Below are 18,657 nucleotides of genomic sequence, written 5' to 3' on the forward strand. Positions count from 1 at the left end.
TGGATCTCCTATTGGTTCAGGTAATTTTCTAATGCGATGACGCGGTAGTTGCCGGCGCTGCCGGAAAGAACAATCGTGAAGCCCGAGCGCCTCTTGAGATCGACCTTGCTGGTTTCCGCTACAGTCTTCCCGCCTTCCTGGATGGCAAAGCTCAAGCTCAGTGGTGCTCTCAGCGATACGCTTTGAGCCTCTCCCTGCGCCACTGCCTTCAGTGCGGTGGCCTTGGCAGCCGGAACCACGAGATCCACCGCTTTCAAATCGCTCAGATTGTAGAGATAAACCTGAGCCTTCGACGGATCGTCCTTGACCGCATCCGTGTAAAGCTTCGTCTGCCCATCTGCCAGGGCGGCGTATGTGTAGTATTTTCCGGGTTCGGCCGTCACCTTGGCTGTCTTGGCCCCCAGGGACATCTCTACTTCGCCCGGCTTCACGTTGACGTAGGGTGAGACGCCATCGCTGAAATTCTCGATGGATGCCCCCGCAATGATGGCTGAAGAGGCACTTGCGTCAAGAACCCGAATGAAGGACGAATTCGGATCCATCGGCTTGCCGTAGAGGCCAGAGTCCTGGGCTAGCCCAGCTGAATAGGTTGAGGCAACCAGAAGAGTTCCTGCGGCGAATATTCCAAAGGCACGAGCCCTATCCATCAGATTATCCTCCTCTTGTGTTGCAGATGCCGACCGACACTTCCTTCGCCGACATGCGATCAAACTCAAGGTTCAGTTTTTGCGATGCCTGTACTCCAAAGTAGCGCACAGGAAAGTAATACCGCCCGGTGGAGATCATCCTGTCCGCACGCCGAATGCTGCTCTCGAACATGTGGCCGTCATTCAATCGGAAGCGTAAGGTTGCCTGTCGACTGCGGTCATCGCCGGAATACACGTATATTACTGCCGAATCCGGAATTTTGCCGCCATCCTGAAGGGCGATTTCGAGAGTACTGTCGCCAACGGTGGAAATCTCGTCGGGCTCGATCTCGTGGCAACTCTGGCCAGCCGCCGTCCTCAACTCGAGCAGGGGCGCATCACCAAATTTTCCGAGACTGTTGTAGATCGGGTTTTCCCAGATGAGAAAGCGCGGTCGCGACTGCGCGAAGGTCTTCGAGGTCAGATAGGATGTAATGGATCCGAACTGGTTGCCGCCCGAGATCGAATAATTCGTAACCGGGGAGGAGAGCGCTTGCGAAAGGAAGCCCGCAAAGTTTGATGCAGCCAGATCCGAGTAACTCGTTCCCACCAGCGCTACAGCGCCCTTCGAAGTGCCGTCTCCAAAGATATCGAGCCCGGCATCTCCGGCTGCCACCTCAGTCGTCGTAAACGCATCGGTTTCCGGCAACGGCAGGGCCTGTTTGCAGTTTGCCTGCAGCAGGCGGCGCATCGTTGAGATGATTGCCTGCCGCCCTGCGGGTTTGGTCTCGAATGAAGCCTTCGCGAGATCATTAACACCCGGAAGTTGCTGGATCACGGCCGCAATCCCATCTGCCGCTGCGCGAGCTCCTGAAGAGGTCCAGTGAAAGTCCGCTTGAAAGAACGGTGGCTCCTGGCCTCCTGCGCGCTTCATCGCACCGAGAACATCGACCGTCACCACCCCGTGGTCGCGAAGGCGCTTGATGACATCGTCATAGACGCGCTTTGCCACGTCGTAGTCAAAACCATAGTCGCCGGCCTCGCGCGGCAGATACTCGGGCATCACCAGGCTTTTTGTCGGAATTGGCACATAAACGAGCGTCGTTCCTCCTGCTTCCAGAGCCTCCGAGAGTGCGGCCATTTGACTGGCCGTATGCTCGGAAAGTTGCTGCTCCATTCGCAGATCCGCGATCGTCCGATAAAAATACCCCTGCCTGCCTTCCACGACGCTCAGTTGCTTGTCGGTCTCAAGGTTCGCACAGCCGAAGTTTGATTCCGCCTTGGCGGTATGGGCCAGCACCAAAACGCCCAGAGCACATAGGACAGCGCAGGGCCACCGCGACGATTTTGTCAGAGGATGCCTCATTGACTTACCTCGATCGGGTTGACGGGCGCAGCGTCGAGTTGCCGGAGCACTGCCGCGGCCACTGTCTTGACACTCAGTTCAGGTGACTTTTCGGCGATTGCCAGATATCTGCGGGCCTCGGATTTTTCGTCTTCGTCCAGCAGGCCTTCCGAGATCATCGCGATGGCTAGATCAAGCGCGACTTTGCTGTCGCCACCTTTTGCGGCCTCGCGTCGCAGTCGTTCGGCTTCCTGCGGGTTGGTGCCGAACGGCTCGCCGGCGGCATAGAATTTGACAAGCGCGTCGATTGCGACGGGGTTCCTGCGCGCGGCGTGCTGAAGCAGTGTCGCCTCTGCCTGGTCAAGGCGGACCTTGCTGACACCATCGCTGGCGCTCTTGAGCTGTCTTGCAAGCGGCGCAACTGCACCCGCCCTGCCGGTTGTGCAGGCAATTGTATAGTAGTGGATGGTATCCGCGTTATGGGCGGGATTTGTCGAGAGCCGTTTTGCGACGTAAAGCGCTGCCAGGCCATCGCCACGATCCGCCAACAATTGAAGCTCCCTGTAGGACACTTTTCGGTGGCCTATCATGCGCTTGCGAATTCCCTGAAGCTGGGCGCTGTTGAGCTGGTCGGTGCGCGTTACTCCCTGATTAAATCCGCGTCGATAACGCCGTTCGTCGGCTTTCGATTTTCTGGTCTCAACCTTGGTGTTCTTGGGTTGGGTAACCGCGCCCGACTGGGTAACCGCGCCAGCGTCGCTGCCAGCGATGCATATCGCGATGCCAAGAGCGATCAGACTCGCGGTCCTGAGCATCCTGTTACTCCTTCGTCTTGAGATCGTCCGACTTCCACAACGCCGGATCGGTCAAGTAGCGGATCGGAAATTCCCATATGACGGTCTCTGGCCAACTCGTGCCGTTTGCGTTGGACAAGAACTTGTGCATTGGAAAAACCGGTCCTCGACCGACCTCGGCGACATTGAGGACGTTCGACCCCAGTGCCGCTTCAAGATAAGAAGCGAATGACCAAGCCTCGTTGGCACTGTAACTTGTTCCGACCAGAACCGTTGGAAAGCTCTCGTCTGCCAGAATGTCATTTAGCGCGTCGGACCCGGTTTGCGACGCTGTTTGCGGCGTGATGCTTTCATCTGCCAGCCCGATCGCAGCCGCAAGCGCCCTGCCGGTGACGAATTTGACCAGGTCGCCCCGCACATCCTCGGCTGGGGCATCACTCAGTGCATATTGCGCCATGGGGGAAACACCCGCCCTGGCCCCGGTAGCCTCGGCGACGGCCTTGGCACCAAGCGGCGTCCAATGCGTGTCGGTCTTCAGAAAAACCGATCCCCTCGGCTTCATCTCAAGAAGCGCCGCTCTGGCGTCTACAAACTCAATATTCGCCGAAGCCATCGCTCGCGTGAAGTCCAGATAGCGATCCCGGGAAATCTCGGCGTAACGAGGATCTGCAAGGTGCTCGCGATAGACGTCGTTCTTGGCTGGAAGCGGAACAACAATCAGGCGTACGCCGTGTGAGCGCAACGTCGCCGCGATCTTGGCTATTTCCCTTGTGGCGCCGCTGATACCGGCTTCAGCGCTCGCGGCACCGCGAAATTCCTCGTCCGAAAACAGCCATCCCTCCTTTCCGACGATAACGCCGCGGCGGCCCTCCCCAAGGACCATGTATCTGGCTGCACCGATCAGATCGAACGCGAGTTCCCGATGGGGAAGCTCAGTCTTGTAGAGCGCGTCGAGCCCGTCTCCGAGCATGCCGTGGCTCAGAGAGCCGCCTTCGGTTGGCAGCCGTGAAAAGGCGCCGGCAATCTTATCTCGGATGTCGACATTGGCGAAGGCCGCATAGCCGAACAGCAAGGCGGGAAGCAGGAATTTTGTAATCGGTATTGCGCGTTCAAACATGGCACCACCCTCAGAATTGAAAATAGAGGAAGGGAGTCTGGCTGGATTCCGCGAGCTTCAGAATGGTGACCGTGGCGAGCAAGGAAAGCAGCAGCGGCATGACGATCGGCTGGCGCATCACGGCGGCGCCGTCACCTGCCGGTGCTGCAATGTTTGTTTGCCTCAGCGATCCCATCATCGGCTCGATGGCCACCACGAAACACGCAACGGCCAGCGTCAACATTGCCTCATGCGTGACATCGAGAAGCGTGTCGGCACGAATTCCCAGCCCGTTTTGACCGAGCATGCCGCCATAAAGGGAAAAAGCATCGGCCACGCTGTCGGCGCGAAACATCACCCAGCCTAGCAACACGACCAGCAAGGTCCCTGGCAAGGCGATCCACCTGGTGTCGGCGATCCTGTTCCAGCCGGTTGCACGCTCAAGCGCAAGCCATCCGCCGTGCCATCCACCCCAAAGCACGAACGTCCAGTTTGCTCCGTGCCACAGGCCGCCAAGCAGCATGACCAGAACCAGATTGACATAGGTGCGCGTCGGGCCGAGCCGACTGCCGCCCAACGGAATGTAAAGGTAGTCACGAAGCCAGCTCGACAGGCTGATGTGCCAGCGACGCCAGAATTCGGTTATGCTGCGGCTGATGTAGGGGTTGTCAAAGTTTGGTCTGAACTGGAAACCGATCATCAGCCCGAGGCCGATTGCCATGTCGCTATATCCCGAAAAGTCAAAATACAGCTGCATCGCGTAGGCGATCGCGCCGAGCCAGGCCTCCGCCATGGTCGGATGCGAGCTTGCAAAAACGGTGTTGGCAATGGGCGCGATGGGATCGGCAAGCAGCACCTTCTTTGCAAGGCCTATGACGAACAGGGACGTGCCGTCCGTGAACTTCTCGAGCGTATGCTGCCTCGACTGGAACTGGCCGGCGAGATCCCTGAAGCGCAAGATGGGGCCCGCTATCAGCTGCGGAAAGAGGGCCTTGTATGCGGCCAGGTCGATGAAATTGCGGGTTGCAGGCGTATCACGCCGATAGACGTCGACCAGATAGCTGATCGACTGGAAGATATAGAAAGAGATGCCGATCGGAAGGATGAGGCGCCAGTGAACGCCAAGGCCGTGCGCATCGGTTCCCAGCAACTCGGCGAAGCTGTCGATAAAGAAATTCAGGTATTTGAAGATGCCGAGCACCGCCAGGCACCCGGCAATCCCGATGGTTAGGAAGAGCTTGGCATGGCGGCTACCGAGATTGCGCTCGACCAGGATTGCAAAGGTGTAAACCCAGACGGTCGTTCCGAACAAAAGAAAAAGGAAGTCCATACGCCACCACGCGTAGAAGACATAGGATCCCAAAAGGATGGTGACGGAGCGGCCCCGCATGGGCGTCAAATAATAGACCGCCAGGAAAACTGGCAGAAAGAGAAACAGGAAGACTTCGGAGGAGAATACCATTTTGATTCATCCCCTCTTTCCTGCGCAGGCAGCAAGGTCGACAGCGGAAAACGCCGCGAGAGCTGGCTGGTTGTCGATTGTTTTTCCCGCAAGGCGAAATTCGCCAGGCTGCCTTGACGCGTCGAACGCCAGCAATTGGCCGACGCTACCGGCAAATTCACCGACGCCGAGGCGCGGCATTTGCCTGTCGAAATCATTTTCCACCAGAACCACGGATCCGACACCTGACCCAGCCAGGCCCGCGCGGTTTTCGCTAAACGCATTGCGGGATACTTCGAGCGGCATGCCGTGATACTGGTCGTCGACCGAAAGGCCCGCAAAGCCGTTGCCTGCGAGGTGGTTTTGACGAACGTGGCTGTGAAGTGCCGTGCGCATCGCAACGCCCTTGGAACCATTGTTGATGAGAGCGTTTTGCTGCACCGTGACGCAGGCTGCTGTATCGACGCCGATGCCGGTCAGTGCCGACAGGGCAACGATGTTGTTGGAGATCGCAACCGATGTCGCGCCACCGGTCACAAAAATTCCGTTGCCCGCGCCGCCCACGACGAGATTGTCATTGATCGTGACGCCGCTCGAGCTGCTCATCACCTTGATGCCATGCGAGCCACGATCGCCGACGATAATATTGCCGGCGATGTGCACGTCGCGCGCAGCTCTCAGGATGATTGCCGTCGTTGGGCTGTCAATGAAGCGATTACCCAGAATATTCAAGCCGTTGACGTCGATCAGGCTGAGGCCCGCGACATCCTGGAACAGACTGCCTTGCACGATCGAAGGCCTGGCGGCATTCGCAAATTGCTGTCGGGCGAATGCAATGCCTGCGGTTTCAGCTGACGCGTCGAAGCCAAGGCTGACGAGATTGCTGCGATCAATTGTTGTGGTGCCGCCGAAGGTAGTCAGGACGAAGGCCCGAAATGTCGACGCGCCCCGGCCAATGCCTTGCAATGTTGCATGATCAACCGTGAGCGAACCGGCGTTCACCATGAACGCGCCTTTGGCATTGTCCATCTTGAGAATTTCGCCGGGCGTTATCTTCAACTCTGCGCCATTCCAGATGAAGATTGGCGTGTGTGCAATGTATCCACCAGGCGTTGCCTCGAGATGTCCGGCGTGGCCAAGCGCTTCCAGTTCACGCCTGACATCGCCAAGCCGGAACGAGCCGCTCTCGATGACGATCGCACCGATCCCCTCAGGCGGCTGCGCAGCCAGAACCGTCTCCATGAAACCGGCGCCGGCTGATGGACCGATGCGGCGCACAAGAATGTCGACGGTAGATCGGCTGATCCTCTTCTGGCGACTTGAAGCAGGGACGCTGTCTGGCTGTTTGAGTGCTGGGAGGGCGTGAACCTCCCCAAAGGCCGCAGCGCGCTGGAAGACATCAGGCGCCGCGACGGAGAGGTCACGGGCGTCCTGTACCAGGGCCAGGAGCGGTTGCTGCTTCTGTGCAGTTCCGCCGTCCGTCGCCGATGACGACGTTGCAACTGCTATCGCACCGACCAGGGAGGCTACCCTCAACCAGCTAGGCATAGTCGGCCATCCTCACGCCGGTTGCGAACTGCGTCAGAGATGGCGCGACGACGCCGGCCATTACCGTTCCACAGCTGATCTCGACGATTTCCGCAGCACCATCTGCATGGTTGAAAAGCGTTACGCTCGTTGCCGAATCGATCATCGCCGACAAGCCGGGGGTGAGCTGTTCCTGAGACCGGTTGCCATTCACGCTGACGCTGCCGCGGATCACCACGAGCACCCGCGACACGCCTTCTTCCCCGATCAGTGTCACCTGCTTTCCTGGATCAACCGTCAGCAGGTCCATTGCAAATCCCGCACCCGCCTGCATGGTCTTCATGCCGCCCCATTCCGTGACCTGACTGCGGTGGCGTTCTACTTCGCGGCGCTTGAGCGAAACGAGATGTTCAACGATCTTCTTGACATCCTGCGCACTGGCCCTGTTGGTGACCAGCAGGGCGTCATCTGTATCAACGACGACGACGTCATTCATGCCAACCACGGCAACCAGGCGATCACTGCCGCGAACCAGAGAGCCGCGGGTGTCCAGCAAGACAACATCGCCCGATGTGACGTTGCCGCTCTCGTTCTTCAACCCGATCGAATGGACGGAGGTCCAACCTCCTACGTCGTCCCATTCGATTACAGTTGGGGCCAGCGCGATATCCCTGCATTTTTCGAACACAGCCATTTCCGTCGGCTGGCTGACGGCCTGCGCAAAGAAATGCTCCTCCAGAAGCAGTCCGGTTTCAGCGGCCAACGGCGAAGCCGCCATCAAAGCGCGGGTGACTGCATCAAGTGTGGCTGGGTCGTACCGTCGATATTCATCGACAAGTTTATCGGCCCGGAACATGCTGATACCCGAAGCCCAGTACGCAAAGCCGGTGTCAATCAGCGACTGGGCGACATTGACGCTCGGCTTTTCGATAAAGCGCTCAACCCTGTGAAGGCCGGGATAATCGTCAAACTCGCCGCCATCCATGATGTAGCCGTATCCTTTTTCCGCGTAGGTCGGATGGATACCGAAGGTCACGATCATTCCATCGAAAGCCGCACGGTGCATCCGCGCGATGACACGGTTCAGGTCGCCCTGAATCACGTGATCGGAAGGAAGGACAATGAGAACGGCATCAGGCGCGGCTGCCATAAGGTAAAGCGCCGCGGCAAGAACGGCCGGCCCGGTGTTTCGAGTTACCGGCTCCGTAAGGATGCTGGCTTTGCATTGTATTTCACGAAGCTGACGGCCCACTGTTTCCACGTGTCGCGCATTCACACACACGATCGGATCAGAAAACATTTGCGTGCGATGGCGCTGAACCGTGCTTTGGAAGAACGTCAGCGTGCCGTCGCCGTTAATGGGCTGAAACTGCTTCGGCTGATGAGCCCTGGACAGCGGCCAGAGACGCGTCCCGGAGCCGCCGCAGAGAATAAGGGGATGTATGCGCTTCATTGTGCACCTCCTACGGTTTGCTCGGCCGCAAACGAGATGCCGCTGCGAATGGTTCGCAGCCATTGCGGGGTAGCGTCTAGACGGACGGCGACAGGGGATCCTGGCTGCAATCCGGACACGGGTTGCAGTGGAACCAGAACTACCGATGCTGATTGGCCATCGCCGATGGCTTCGCGATCAACTTCCACCTTCGCAGGAACGGAGCCGCCATCGGCGGTTTCAATCGTCACTTTCGCGCCGTCCGCAACATGGCGGAAATCGGAGCCCGTGAAGGCCGTACGAACGATCATCGGCGCTCCCGGCTCGCTGACGAATAGAACCGGCTGACCGGCAATCACGGTCCCACCCTTCGCAAGGCCGGCTGTCTCAACATCACAGTCGCAAGGCATCGTAGCCGTTACCGCAACGCCAGTTGACGCAAGGATCGAATATGCGGGCTTGCCGACTGCGGCATGAGTGTCGATAAAATCAAGCTGACCGCCCGTTGTTGCGGTCATCGTCGAACCCTGCCTGTAAGCAATCGCCGGTGCCTCGACGTCCGTCACGAAAAGGCGGTCACTGAGCACCGATGCTGCAAAGACAAATAGCGCAGCCGACGCGGCTGCGACGACGCATGTGCCGAGCAATTTCGAAAGGCGCGATGAGCCAGACTGGGCGACCTTGTGTGCGGTACTTTTGCCTTTCGGCAGACTGCTTTCGGCCACCAGCATCCCGTTGACGTCGACGTGGTCGCCAGCAAGCCAGGAATTCAGGATGTAACGCAGTTGCGGCATGTGCTGGCCGGTCGGATCGCGATAGCGAAGAGTAACTGCTCCGGTCTTGCTGTCAGCAGCAGAAATCGTCACGTCGATTGGAAGAGACATCCAGAAGTTCCCAAAATTGAAGCGAAAGATCGCCAATTTGTGGGCGCCCGGCCAATTTGCTCCGACGATTCCAGTCACGCGGGCCGCGACCATGGACAGCACGGAGCCCTCATATGATCGCCCGTCGATGGTCACCGAAAAGGGCAGTTTGACGCGCGGATGTTCGCTGCCATCGGCAAGATCGAGCAAACTGTCGCGTTCCGCGTCTGTTGGCGGCGGACTATCATTGTGTTCACGTTGATCAAATGTCGTCATGAGAAACTCCAAATCAGATCTTGGCGCTTGAAATCATAAAGGCAGCGAACAACAGCCACCCGCTTGCGAGGATGTGTACGTAGGTCGATGAGAGCCCGCGAAGGCGCTCGGAGGCGGATGGAATGCGGTGTGAGGCTTCGGCTGTTTGACGTGTCCATCTCTGTCGATCGAGACGAAAAAACACGAAGCTTTTGACGAGCGCCCCACAGATCTGGCTGAAATAAAGAAGAAACGGATAGGATATCGGGAAGGACGGTCGGAATGTCGCCAGCAGGCAGCAGTTTATGTAGCGCGTGAACATCACCCACGCGACATAGATCGGCAGGACGAGCGGACTGACGAAGAGTGTCGACATGAGCACCGCTACCGGGCCGAAGAGGGTAGTCCACATGGAGATGCGCTGGTCCAGAAGCGACCACCAGGTGAACAAGCCAATGCGTCTTGGCCCAAGAGCCAATGCTCGGCCATTGGTTCTAAGCATGTTGCCAAACCAGCGCAGCATCAATGCCACAGCGGAATCCACGAACCCCGGCTTCGGCTGACTTTCCATCGAAACAGAGCGCACGTCGGGCAGGTAGGCCATTTCATAGCCGTTCTTCAACAGCCAGAACCACGTCGACTTGTCGTCACCGGTGACAAAGGGAACTTTGCCAAGACGCCAGTGCTCAAGCGAGTCGTACTGAATGCTCTCGATAAAATCGGCATTGCAGGCGAGAGACGCACGGAATATCGACAGGCGTCCCGTCAGGGTCAGAACGCGCCTTGATAGCCCCATCGAAGACATCATCATATGGCGCTGCGTGAAGCGCAGATTGAACCAGTCGCGAAAGAGCTTTGAATCGCTGATTTCACAATCTTCGTCGGTCGTAACAGCGCCCAGGCGGTGATCAACGAAGAAGGGCGCGCATGCCTCCACAACATCTTCCGGTGGGCAGCTGTCACCGTCGACGAAGACCACAATGTCATTGTCTGTGGGGCATTGCCTCGAAAGGATACGCAAGGAAGCAGCTAAGGCATCGCGTTTGCCTGTCGCCGGTATCCGATCAATGATCAGATGAATGCCTCTCGCGTTTTGTGGCATCAACGAAAAAATTCGCCGAACCAAACGCTCGTCAGCGACGTCCACGACAGAGGCAACGACGGTGGCGCCGCCGCGAGATGCGGCTGCAGCCCGAAAAATCGCGCGGTAGACACGCACTGTCACCGCGACATCAACCTTGTAGCTCGTGACGACAAAGAAGGCGTGCGCCGGTCGGTTTCTTGCCTCGTATTCCCTGCCTGCAGCTGCTCGCCTTGCTGGATGCGCGAAGTGAATGAAGAGCTTCGCCCTTGCGAAATTCACAGCACCCCAGCCATAACGCCAGATACCCAGTGTACCGATTGTCAGCGCCAGGCCGGCATTCTCAGCAAGCCGGTGGGTCGGTACGGCAATCGCGATACTCACGAACACTAGCATGTAGAGGATGTGACCAAGCACAAGCATACGGGTCTCTCCTACCAGCAAATACCCTCGTAGAAGCCGCCTGACCGCAAGTCCGGCCTGAGACGGGTGAGGTCGACAAGACTTTTGGCCACGGCGGCTCGTGCCAATGGCTCGATCGTCTCTTCATAGCGATTGCCGACCAAAAGGACGTCGGCTTCGTCGATCAGTTCTTCGATCCCGGCAACCAGTCGTTCCTTAAGGTCAGGAACCTTGCCGTCGCCGCGCCCGGATCCACCAAGCTCGCTCTGATAGGCAACACGGACGCTCGGGTCGTAGACCTTTAGGCCGAAGCCCTTGGAAATCAGTCGTGATGCGAGTTCGGCAAGCGGGCTCTCCCGCAGATCGTCCGTCCCTGCCTTGAAGCTTATTCCGACCATTCCGACGGATCTGCCACCGCTGTTGTGGACGAGATTCTCGGCTCTTTCGATTTGGCGAGTGTTTGCCTCAAGGACCGAATCCAGCATTGGCGTCGCAACACCGCCTTTATGCGCGACATGACGCAGCGCGCGCACATCCTTTGGCAGGCAGGAACCGCCAAAAGCAAATCCCGGTCGCATGAAATAGGGCGACATGCTCACCTTGCTGTCGGAGCAGAGAACCTTCATGACCAACTGGCCGTCGATCCCACAGCTCTTGGCAATGTTGCCGATTTCGTTTGCGAAGGTGATCTTGGCCGCGCGCCACGAATTGCTGGTATATTTGATCATTTCCGCGGTCGACAGCGGCACGACGCTGCACACGCAGGCAAGCCTAGCGTTCAGCTCGCGCAGGATGTTTTCAGTCGTGGGGTCGAGGGCGGCAAAAACGATAAGGCCCGGATTGTAGTTGTCATCGATGGCTGTACCTTCACGAAGGAATTCAGGATAATAGCCAACCCCGAAATCTCTTCCTGCCGTCAGGCCCGAAACCATCTCGAGGATCGGTATGCAGGTCTCTTCCATTGTCCCTGGTACAATCGTGGAACGCAGGACAACGGAGTGGAATGAGTTCTTTTTGCGCAAGGCACCGGCAACATCGCTGCACGCCTGCTTGACATAGTTGAGCTCAACTGAGCCCTCGGCGGCGCTGGGTGTGCCCACACAGATGAATGTTATGTCAGTATTGGCCACTGCCGCGCAAACATCTGTCGTGGCCGAGAGCCGTCCACGGTTGACGTTTCGGGCCAGCAGCGTTGCCAGTCCAGCTTCGACAATTGGCGGCTCACCCGCATTGAGTCTGGCCACTTTCGAGGGATCGGTGTCAACCGCGACAACAGTGTGACCGTCCTCCGCGAGACAGGCAGCCGAAACGGCACCGACATATCCGATGCCAATAATGCTTATTCTCGACATGTCATGTCCCCGTTTTACGATCACTAAAAACTCTCGCTGCGGAATTCGGCAGCGTCTGCTTTTTAGGCAAGTCTCGAGTCTCGTCAGGCGCAAGAGAATGTTATGCCCGCGACAAAAGAAATGAAGTCGGGAAAAGCAGAATAAATGTAGGGAAAATGCGAAAATCCGATTTTATATTTAGGCGCAATTGTATTGATCCGTAGAATAGACGGCAGCATCTATAGTACGTTCTCTTTACGCGCGCGATTTAAGTATTGTATATGTCGAACCAGCCTCTCGATGCGCCATATTTTACTATGGATGCCCGGCTGGAAAGGCTGAGCTTGTCGGCTCCACGTGCCTTGTATGTCTCGACCGTTTTGGTGCTCACATGGATTTCGGCGGCAATTTCCTTCGTGCTGAATCCATATGCAAAAAGCTTCAGCACGATTTCCTCTCTGGCGCTGAGATTGCCCTCGGAAAGACGCTCGATCCTCTCGGGTCCGCTATTGATCAGGGAATGAAAACTGCGAATATCGAGCGCCGACAAGCTGTTGAAGACAGCCGCGCTGATGTAGTGGCCACCCTGCGCAACAAGCGATATCGCCTTATAGATCTGCTGATCATCGTCGTTGGTGAAGACGATGTTTAGCATGCCATCGACGTAGATTTCGTCGATCCGGCGCGCGATCAGGGGATCCACCGCGTAGATGACCTTGAACGAGCTATCCCGCTCGGCATTTGACAGCCGACGCACGGCCCTGCCGACTGCAAGGTCAGCGTCATTTGCCACTTCGCAAATGACAACAGTGGGAAGGGTTCGACCGATGAAATCGACCAATGATTCCTCCTTGCGTTTCGTGTCGACGAAACACATCGAGGAATCTCCCAACAAACTTGAACCTATGACGTCGGGCAGTCCCGGAGATGCGCAAATAGCCGAAACCCGGCTCTTATTCGGTGCCATGAAAGTTCCTCGATTAAGACGAAACTTCCTCCCAGGCTTAGTTCGAAGTTACTGCATGTGTCCCGATGTAATACGACATCGCCTCCGGACATCAGTGAAGTAAGTTAGAACAGTGCTTATAGTTTGGAATTTAAATTCCTAAGTCAAGGGATAAATAAACATCTTTTGTCGCGCGATTTATCGAAAGAAAGCCGATAAATACAGTTTTTTGCTGCATAAACATTTCGGCGATACTGAAAGTTGCTGACCTCGGCAAACCTGTGATGACGGCATTTGATCGACCGCAACGGTGAGTAGTGTCAACCATGTGGGTGCTTTTCCCCACACGATAGTCCTGCGATGCCGCGCCAGGCAGCCCTACTTGTGGAACCGAGCTGCGGGACGACCAGATCAAGATGAGCCGACGGATATGGATGCAGATCAAGGCTCTGATCGCCGGGAGCGGGCTGCTGAAGAAAACCCTTTCATGCCGGGGAGCCCAGGCGTCTGCTGACAATTTTTCACGCCAACGGAACCTTTTCGCGATTGGGAGGTTTGAGCCATGGCCACGCGCGGAGCCCTTCCTCCGGGCCACGCCTTTGGTGAAGGGCCTGCTGTCTCCCAGGCCAGGCTCTTCACCGTCCTTCCCACGCATTCGAGACAGGGACCGACCCGATTGAGGCGACGACATCGTTGTCAGCTCGCCATCAGCGTTCCAAGCCTGGATGTCCCGGGGCTTGCCGATTTCAGCGACTAACGGTAGCATTTGTGAATTGCGGTCGATCTGATACCTACTTTTAAGTGCCTGGAGTTGAAGAAGCCATCTCGGTTCTGCTGGAGACTGGTCGATGAAACTGTCACGTCGTGTTCCGCCAGCCTGCCTGTTGATCGTGCTTGCAGCCTGGATGGCCGCGCCTCAAGGTGCAGTGGCACAGACTGCCCCATCGGTTGGCGTTATCAGCGTTCCGGTGGAAGATGTTTCGCCCAAGCACGAATTCGTCGCGCGCGTGGAAGCGGTTAATGCCGTCGATATTCGATCGCGGATCGAAGGGTTCCTGGACAAGCGCCTTTTCGAGGAAGGCCAGGTCGTCCAAAAGGATCAGGACCTTTTCCTTATCGATCCTCGATCCCTGGAAATATCCTTGTCAGATGCCAAGGCTGCCCTTGCGAGTGCGCAGGCGACGCTCGCTGACGCCCAGCGTCGACTTGCGCGAAATCAGTCACTGACCACACAGACCGTATCGCGCGCAACGCTGGAAGAAAGTCAGGCCGCGGTCGAAACCTCTCAGGCTTCCGTGATGTCGGCGCAGGCGCGAGTGGGCCAAGCCGAACTTAATCTCAGCTACACCCGGATAACCGCACCGATCAAGGGGCGCATAGGGGCGGCCGAGTTGTCGGTCGGCAGCTTCGTCAGCGGCAGTTCGGTGACACTGGCTCGCATTGTCGAGCTGGATCCGATCCGGGTTGTATTCTCTGTCAGCGACCGATCGATCCTTGAACTGCGTGCGGCTGCCGGAGGTGCCAGCAAGGACGATCTTGCAAAGCGGTACGAGCCTACCCTGCGACTATCCAACGGTCAGCAGTACAAGGAACCCGGCAAGATCGAGTTTTTCGGAAACGAGATCGACGAATCAACGGGAACGCTGGCAATTCGAGCGCTGTTTCCCAATCCGGAGCTCCTGCTCACCCCGGGCCAGTTCGTAACGGTGATAATTTCGGAAAGAGAAAAGACACTGCGCCCGGTTGTGCCGCTCGGAGCAGTCCAGCAGGATCGCGAGGGCAAGTTTGTCCTGCTCGTCGATGAAAAGAACGAGGTCGCGCTTCGACGCATAAAAGTCTCCCAGCAAGTAGGTGCAAACTGGGAGGTGGACGACGGCTTGAAAGGCGGCGAGAAGCTGATTGTCGAGGGCCTGCAGAACGTCTCCGAGGGCTTGGCTGTGACCGTCACTCAGATATCCCCTGCTGACAACAACGTGACCTCTGCCACTCCCGTCCTATCACCATCCGGTACGCCGCAATGAACATATCCGCGCCGTTCATTGCCCGGCCAAGGTTCGCGATGGTTATTGCGATCGTCATGATCATCGCAGGACTCGTCTCCCTCCTTCAGATACCCGTCGCGCAGTTTCCGCAGATCACCCCGCCCGAAGTGCAGGTGACGGCAAGTTATCCGGGCGCGAGTGCCAGTGTCATGACTGACAGTGTGGGCGCGCTGATCGAAGATCAGGTGAATGGTGTCGAAGACATGCTCTACATGTCGTCATCGAGCACCAACAACGGCAGCTATAGTCTGACGGTCACATTTGCGGCAGGGACAGACCCGGCGATCGCCCAGGTCAACGTACAAAATCGCGTCGCAATGGCGACACCACGCCTTCCTGCTGCGGTCTCCCAAACAGGCGTCTCGGTGAGAAGTCGTTCCTCGAGCATGCTTCTCGGTTTTGCGGTCTATTCCCCAAAGGGGACCAAGGACGACGTCTTCATCAGCAACTACGCGACGGTCAATATCCGAGATGCGATCGCACGCCTGCCGGGCGTCGGGGAAGCCAGCGTATTTGGTCCCGTCTACAGCATGCGCGTCTGGATGAACCCCGATCGGATGCAAGCGCTTGGGGTGACGGCATCCGACTTGACCGCGGCCATCCAGGGCCAGAACGCGCAGGCATCCGCCGGCCAGCTAGGATCTCCTCCATCGCCGACAGGCCAGCAATTGCAATTGACGGTTCAGGCCCAGGGACGGCTTGCGGATGCAACAGAGTTCGGCAACATAATCGTCCGCACCAACAGAGACGGAGCGATCGTCCGTCTTCGCGACGTCGCCCGGGTGGAGCTCGGAGCGCAATCATACGACACGGCCTCAACCCTGAACGGGCAGCCGAGTGCCACTGTTGTCGTTTATCAATCTCCGGATGCAAATGCGCTCGCCGTGTCAGCCGCGGTCCTTGCGGAACTGCAAACATTGTCGAAGCAGTTTCCTGACGACGTCGCATATACGGTCGTTTTCGACACGACCACTTTCGTTCGCCAAACCATCGAGGAAATTTTCATTACGCTGGCAATCACCTTTGTGCTTGTCGTGGCGGTCGTCTTCCTTTTTCTGCAGGACTGGCGTGCAACGGTCATTCCCACGTTGACGATTCCCGTTTCGCTGATAGGCGGCTTTGCCGTGCTTTACGTGATGGGGTATTCAGCGAATACAATCACGCTGTTCGCGATGATCCTTGCGGTCACTCTGGTCGTCGACGACGCGATTATCGTCGTGGAAAACGTCCAGCGCGTCATGAGCGAAACCGGCGTCGACGTGCGCGAGGCTACACTGCGCACGATGGACCAGGTCACGGGCCCGATTGTCGCCACCACACTGGTGCTGGCCGCCCTCTTCGTGCCAGTTGCCTTTCTCGCCGGAATAACCGGTGAGCTCTATCGGCAATTTGCGGTCACCATCCTGGTCACGATCACTTTCTCGACAATCAACGCGCTGACGTTCAGCCCGGCAATTTGCGTTCTGATGCTGCGCCCCACCCCCGAGAGCCGCTCGCGGTTTTTTGTCAAGGTGAACCAGGGACTGGATGCTTCACGGCGGTTTTATCTGCGATTGCTCGATCTCTTTGCCCGCAAGCTTGCCCTTAGCGCGCTGGTTTTTGCTGTCATCGTGGGCGGTACATACGGTTTCTATCGCATCCTTCCGACCGGCTTTGTTCCTTCGGAAGACCAGGGCTATCTCTTCATGAATGTGCAATTGCCAAACGCCGCTTCGCTCGAACGCACACAGCAGACAATTGCGACCGTCAGTTCCGTGCTTCAACGCACGCCCGGCGTTGCAAATACGATCGGAATTGCCGGCGCAAGCATGGTTGGTGGCGGCGGTTCCAATTCCGGAATGATCATTTCCGCGCTGAAGCCCTGGAATGAACGGGGGACAGATCAAAGCGTCTTTGCTCTCATGGACCGATTGCGCGCCGAGTTCGCCGCGATTTCGACCGCCTCGGTCGTGCCGTTTAATCCGCCTGCAATTCCCGGTCTCGGGACGACGGGGGGTTTTGACTTCCGACTTCAGGCGCGGGCCGGGCAAAGCCAGGCGGAGCTCGCCGAAGTCATGAGGGGCCTGATTATCGCTGCAAACCAGACGAAGACATTGACCAGTGTCTTCAGTACTTTTTCCGCCGACGTTCCCGAGGTCTATCTCGATATCGACAGGAAGCGCACGGAGCTTTACGGGGTTTCGCCCGCCACGATCTTCAACACGCTGCAAGCCCACCTGGGATCGTCATATGTTGACGACTTCAACATTTTTTCGCGCGTATACCAGGTTCGCCTTCAGGACGAACCTAGTTTTCGAACCCGCATCGAGGACATTCAACGGCTGAGAGTGCGAAGCCAGTCGGGGAGCCTTATACCGCTACAGGGACTGCTTTCCATTTCTACCGTCTACGGACCCAACTCCATCAGCCGCTACAATCTTTTCCCGTCGGCGGCGATCAACGGACAGGCTGCGGCTGGAACGAGTACAGGCGCCGCCCTCGACGCCATGGAGACACTCGCTGCGCAAAAGCTGCCACCCGGCTTCGGATACGAATGGACGGGCATGGCGCTCCAGGAGAAGCAGGCCGGTAACCAAACAACAATCATCCTGATTGCGGGGATCCTTTTCACCTACCTCTTCCTCGTTGCCCAATATGAAAGCTGGAGCGTCCCGCTTGCAGTGATGCTGTCCGTGACGGTGGCCGTTCTGGGAGCGTTGGGCAGCCTTCTGATTGGTGGTATCGACCTCAACATCTACGCCCAAATTGGCCTGCTGCTGCTGGTCGGACTGGCCGCCAAAAATGCGATTCTCATCGTGGAGTTCGCCAAGAAGCGCCGGGAGGAAGGGTTGAGCATCATGGAAGCGGCGACCGATGGCACGTCACAGCGCTTCAGGCCAGTGCTGATGACTGCGATGGCATCTGTGCTTGGCGTGGTGCCGCTGGTCGTGGCTACAGGTGCGGGAGCAGGCAGCAGGCAGGCGATCGGCACGACGGTTCTCGGCGGCCTGGTGGTCGGATCGGTCCTCGGCCTCCTGATAATTCCACTCCTCTATATATACGTTCAAACGGTCAGGGAGGCGGTCAAGCGTCAGCTTTTCGGTGTCGATCGGGTCGACCCAGACAGCAAACCTCCGGCTGCGGCGGCCGCGGATTGAAAATCCGCGTGTCGCTGGTTCGATTCCGGCTCTTGGCACCATTAATTTCAAGCGCTTAGCTGGTTTTTGACAGCGATTTGTGTTGCGTCCTTGTTGTAATTCGTTTCCTTTGATTTCCAACGGTTTCCACACACACACTGGGCCAGTCCACGCGACACAAACGCAACAAGCGAGATAGCTTTTTTGCGGCGGCTTTTTGATCGGAAATCGGCCTAAAGCTTGTCGCGTCTAAATCGCCTCATACCCGGCGGCCCTGAAGTAGTTTCGACATTCTTCGACGGGGAACAGTGCACAGATGTCGCTCAGGGCATTTGATATTGCGTCGAAACTCCTTGCGGC

13 protein-coding genes are annotated in these 18,657 nt (G+C 57.4%); 2 read left to right on the forward strand and 11 right to left on the reverse strand.

Going from position 1 to position 18,657, the window contains the following annotated elements:
- Positions 1-8: 8 nt before the first annotated feature.
- The 11 genes from AC1DPR_RS26595 to AC1DPR_RS26645 form a co-directional block, all read right to left on the reverse strand.
- Complete coding sequence (locus AC1DPR_RS26595) at positions 9-647, reverse strand: alginate O-acetyltransferase AlgF (protein ID WP_477817521.1); 639 nt, start codon at positions 645-647, stop codon at positions 9-11.
- 4 nt (positions 648-651) lie between these two features.
- Positions 652-1,926 (reverse strand): alginate O-acetyltransferase AlgX-related protein, encoded by a 1,275-nt coding sequence (locus AC1DPR_RS26600; RefSeq protein ID WP_477817522.1) that lies wholly within the window; start codon positions 1,924-1,926, stop codon positions 652-654.
- Between the two features lie 62 nt (positions 1,927-1,988).
- Positions 1,989-2,786, reverse strand: a complete 798-nt coding sequence (locus tag AC1DPR_RS26605; protein WP_169680051.1) for an SEL1-like repeat protein — start codon at positions 2,784-2,786, stop codon at positions 1,989-1,991.
- 4 nt (positions 2,787-2,790) lie between these two features.
- Entirely contained in the window at positions 2,791-3,882 is a 1,092-nt protein-coding gene (locus AC1DPR_RS26610; protein ID WP_477817523.1) for an alginate O-acetyltransferase, read from the reverse strand.
- A 10-nt stretch (positions 3,883-3,892) separates the two neighbouring features.
- The gene (locus AC1DPR_RS26615) at positions 3,893-5,323 is read right to left on the reverse strand and encodes an MBOAT family O-acyltransferase (RefSeq protein ID WP_477817524.1); all 1,431 of its coding nucleotides are present in this window, start codon (positions 5,321-5,323) and stop codon (positions 3,893-3,895) included.
- Positions 5,324-5,329: 6 nt separating this feature from the next.
- Positions 5,330-6,850, reverse strand: coding sequence for a right-handed parallel beta-helix repeat-containing protein (locus tag AC1DPR_RS26620; RefSeq protein WP_477817525.1), 1,521 nt, complete (start codon positions 6,848-6,850; stop codon positions 5,330-5,332).
- Entirely contained in the window at positions 6,843-8,282 is a 1,440-nt protein-coding gene (locus AC1DPR_RS26625; protein WP_477817526.1) for a mannose-1-phosphate guanylyltransferase/mannose-6-phosphate isomerase, read from the reverse strand. Before AC1DPR_RS26625 ends, AC1DPR_RS26620 begins: the two co-directional genes overlap by 8 nt.
- Entirely contained in the window at positions 8,279-9,400 is a 1,122-nt protein-coding gene (locus tag AC1DPR_RS26630; protein WP_477817527.1) for a hypothetical protein, read from the reverse strand. The genes AC1DPR_RS26625 and AC1DPR_RS26630 overlap by 4 nt, the downstream gene beginning before the upstream one ends.
- Positions 9,401-9,413: 13 nt before the next feature.
- The gene (locus AC1DPR_RS26635; protein WP_477817528.1) at positions 9,414-10,883 is read right to left on the reverse strand and encodes a glycosyltransferase; all 1,470 of its coding nucleotides are present in this window, start codon (positions 10,881-10,883) and stop codon (positions 9,414-9,416) included.
- Positions 10,884-10,894: 11 nt separating this feature from the next.
- The gene (locus AC1DPR_RS26640; RefSeq protein WP_477817529.1) at positions 10,895-12,214 is read right to left on the reverse strand and encodes a nucleotide sugar dehydrogenase; all 1,320 of its coding nucleotides are present in this window, start codon (positions 12,212-12,214) and stop codon (positions 10,895-10,897) included.
- A 247-nt stretch (positions 12,215-12,461) separates the two neighbouring features.
- The gene (locus tag AC1DPR_RS26645) at positions 12,462-13,070 is read right to left on the reverse strand and encodes a helix-turn-helix transcriptional regulator (protein WP_018855438.1); all 609 of its coding nucleotides are present in this window, start codon (positions 13,068-13,070) and stop codon (positions 12,462-12,464) included.
- Positions 13,071-13,987: 917 nt separating this feature from the next.
- Between AC1DPR_RS26645 and AC1DPR_RS26650 the strand changes: the two genes are divergently transcribed.
- Both AC1DPR_RS26650 and AC1DPR_RS26655 read left to right on the forward strand, forming a co-directional pair.
- On the forward strand, positions 13,988-15,160 hold the full coding sequence (locus AC1DPR_RS26650; RefSeq protein WP_477817530.1) for an efflux RND transporter periplasmic adaptor subunit: 1,173 nt from the start codon (positions 13,988-13,990) through the stop codon (positions 15,158-15,160).
- Positions 15,157-18,318 (forward strand): efflux RND transporter permease subunit, encoded by a 3,162-nt coding sequence (locus AC1DPR_RS26655; protein WP_477817531.1) that lies wholly within the window; start codon positions 15,157-15,159, stop codon positions 18,316-18,318. Before AC1DPR_RS26650 ends, AC1DPR_RS26655 begins: the two co-directional genes overlap by 4 nt.
- Positions 18,319-18,657 lie beyond the last annotated feature (339 nt).

It is taken from the genome of Rhizobium sp. 01T417 (genome assembly GCF_056398905.1).

Coding starts and splice junctions, on each gene's coding strand:
- AC1DPR_RS26595 (WP_477817521.1), bottom strand. CDS start 647: ATGGATAGGGCTCGTGCCTTTGGAATATTCGCCGCAGGAACTCTTCTG.
- AC1DPR_RS26640 (WP_477817529.1), bottom strand. CDS start 12,214: ATGTCGAGAATAAGCATTATTGGCATCGGATATGTCGGTGCCGTTTCG.
- AC1DPR_RS26615 (WP_477817524.1), bottom strand. CDS start 5,323: ATGGTATTCTCCTCCGAAGTCTTCCTGTTTCTCTTTCTGCCAGTTTTC.
- AC1DPR_RS26620 (WP_477817525.1), bottom strand. CDS start 6,850: ATGCCTAGCTGGTTGAGGGTAGCCTCCCTGGTCGGTGCGATAGCAGTT.
- AC1DPR_RS26635 (WP_477817528.1), bottom strand. CDS start 10,883: ATGCTTGTGCTTGGTCACATCCTCTACATGCTAGTGTTCGTGAGTATC.
- AC1DPR_RS26625 (WP_477817526.1), bottom strand. CDS start 8,282: ATGAAGCGCATACATCCCCTTATTCTCTGCGGCGGCTCCGGGACGCGT.
- AC1DPR_RS26650 (WP_477817530.1), top strand. CDS start 13,988: ATGAAACTGTCACGTCGTGTTCCGCCAGCCTGCCTGTTGATCGTGCTT.
- AC1DPR_RS26610 (WP_477817523.1), bottom strand. CDS start 3,882: ATGTTTGAACGCGCAATACCGATTACAAAATTCCTGCTTCCCGCCTTG.
- AC1DPR_RS26655 (WP_477817531.1), top strand. CDS start 15,157: ATGAACATATCCGCGCCGTTCATTGCCCGGCCAAGGTTCGCGATGGTT.
- AC1DPR_RS26630 (WP_477817527.1), bottom strand. CDS start 9,400: ATGACGACATTTGATCAACGTGAACACAATGATAGTCCGCCGCCAACA.
- AC1DPR_RS26645 (WP_018855438.1), bottom strand. CDS start 13,070: ATGTGTTTCGTCGACACGAAACGCAAGGAGGAATCATTGGTCGATTTC.
- AC1DPR_RS26605 (WP_169680051.1), bottom strand. CDS start 2,786: ATGCTCAGGACCGCGAGTCTGATCGCTCTTGGCATCGCGATATGCATC.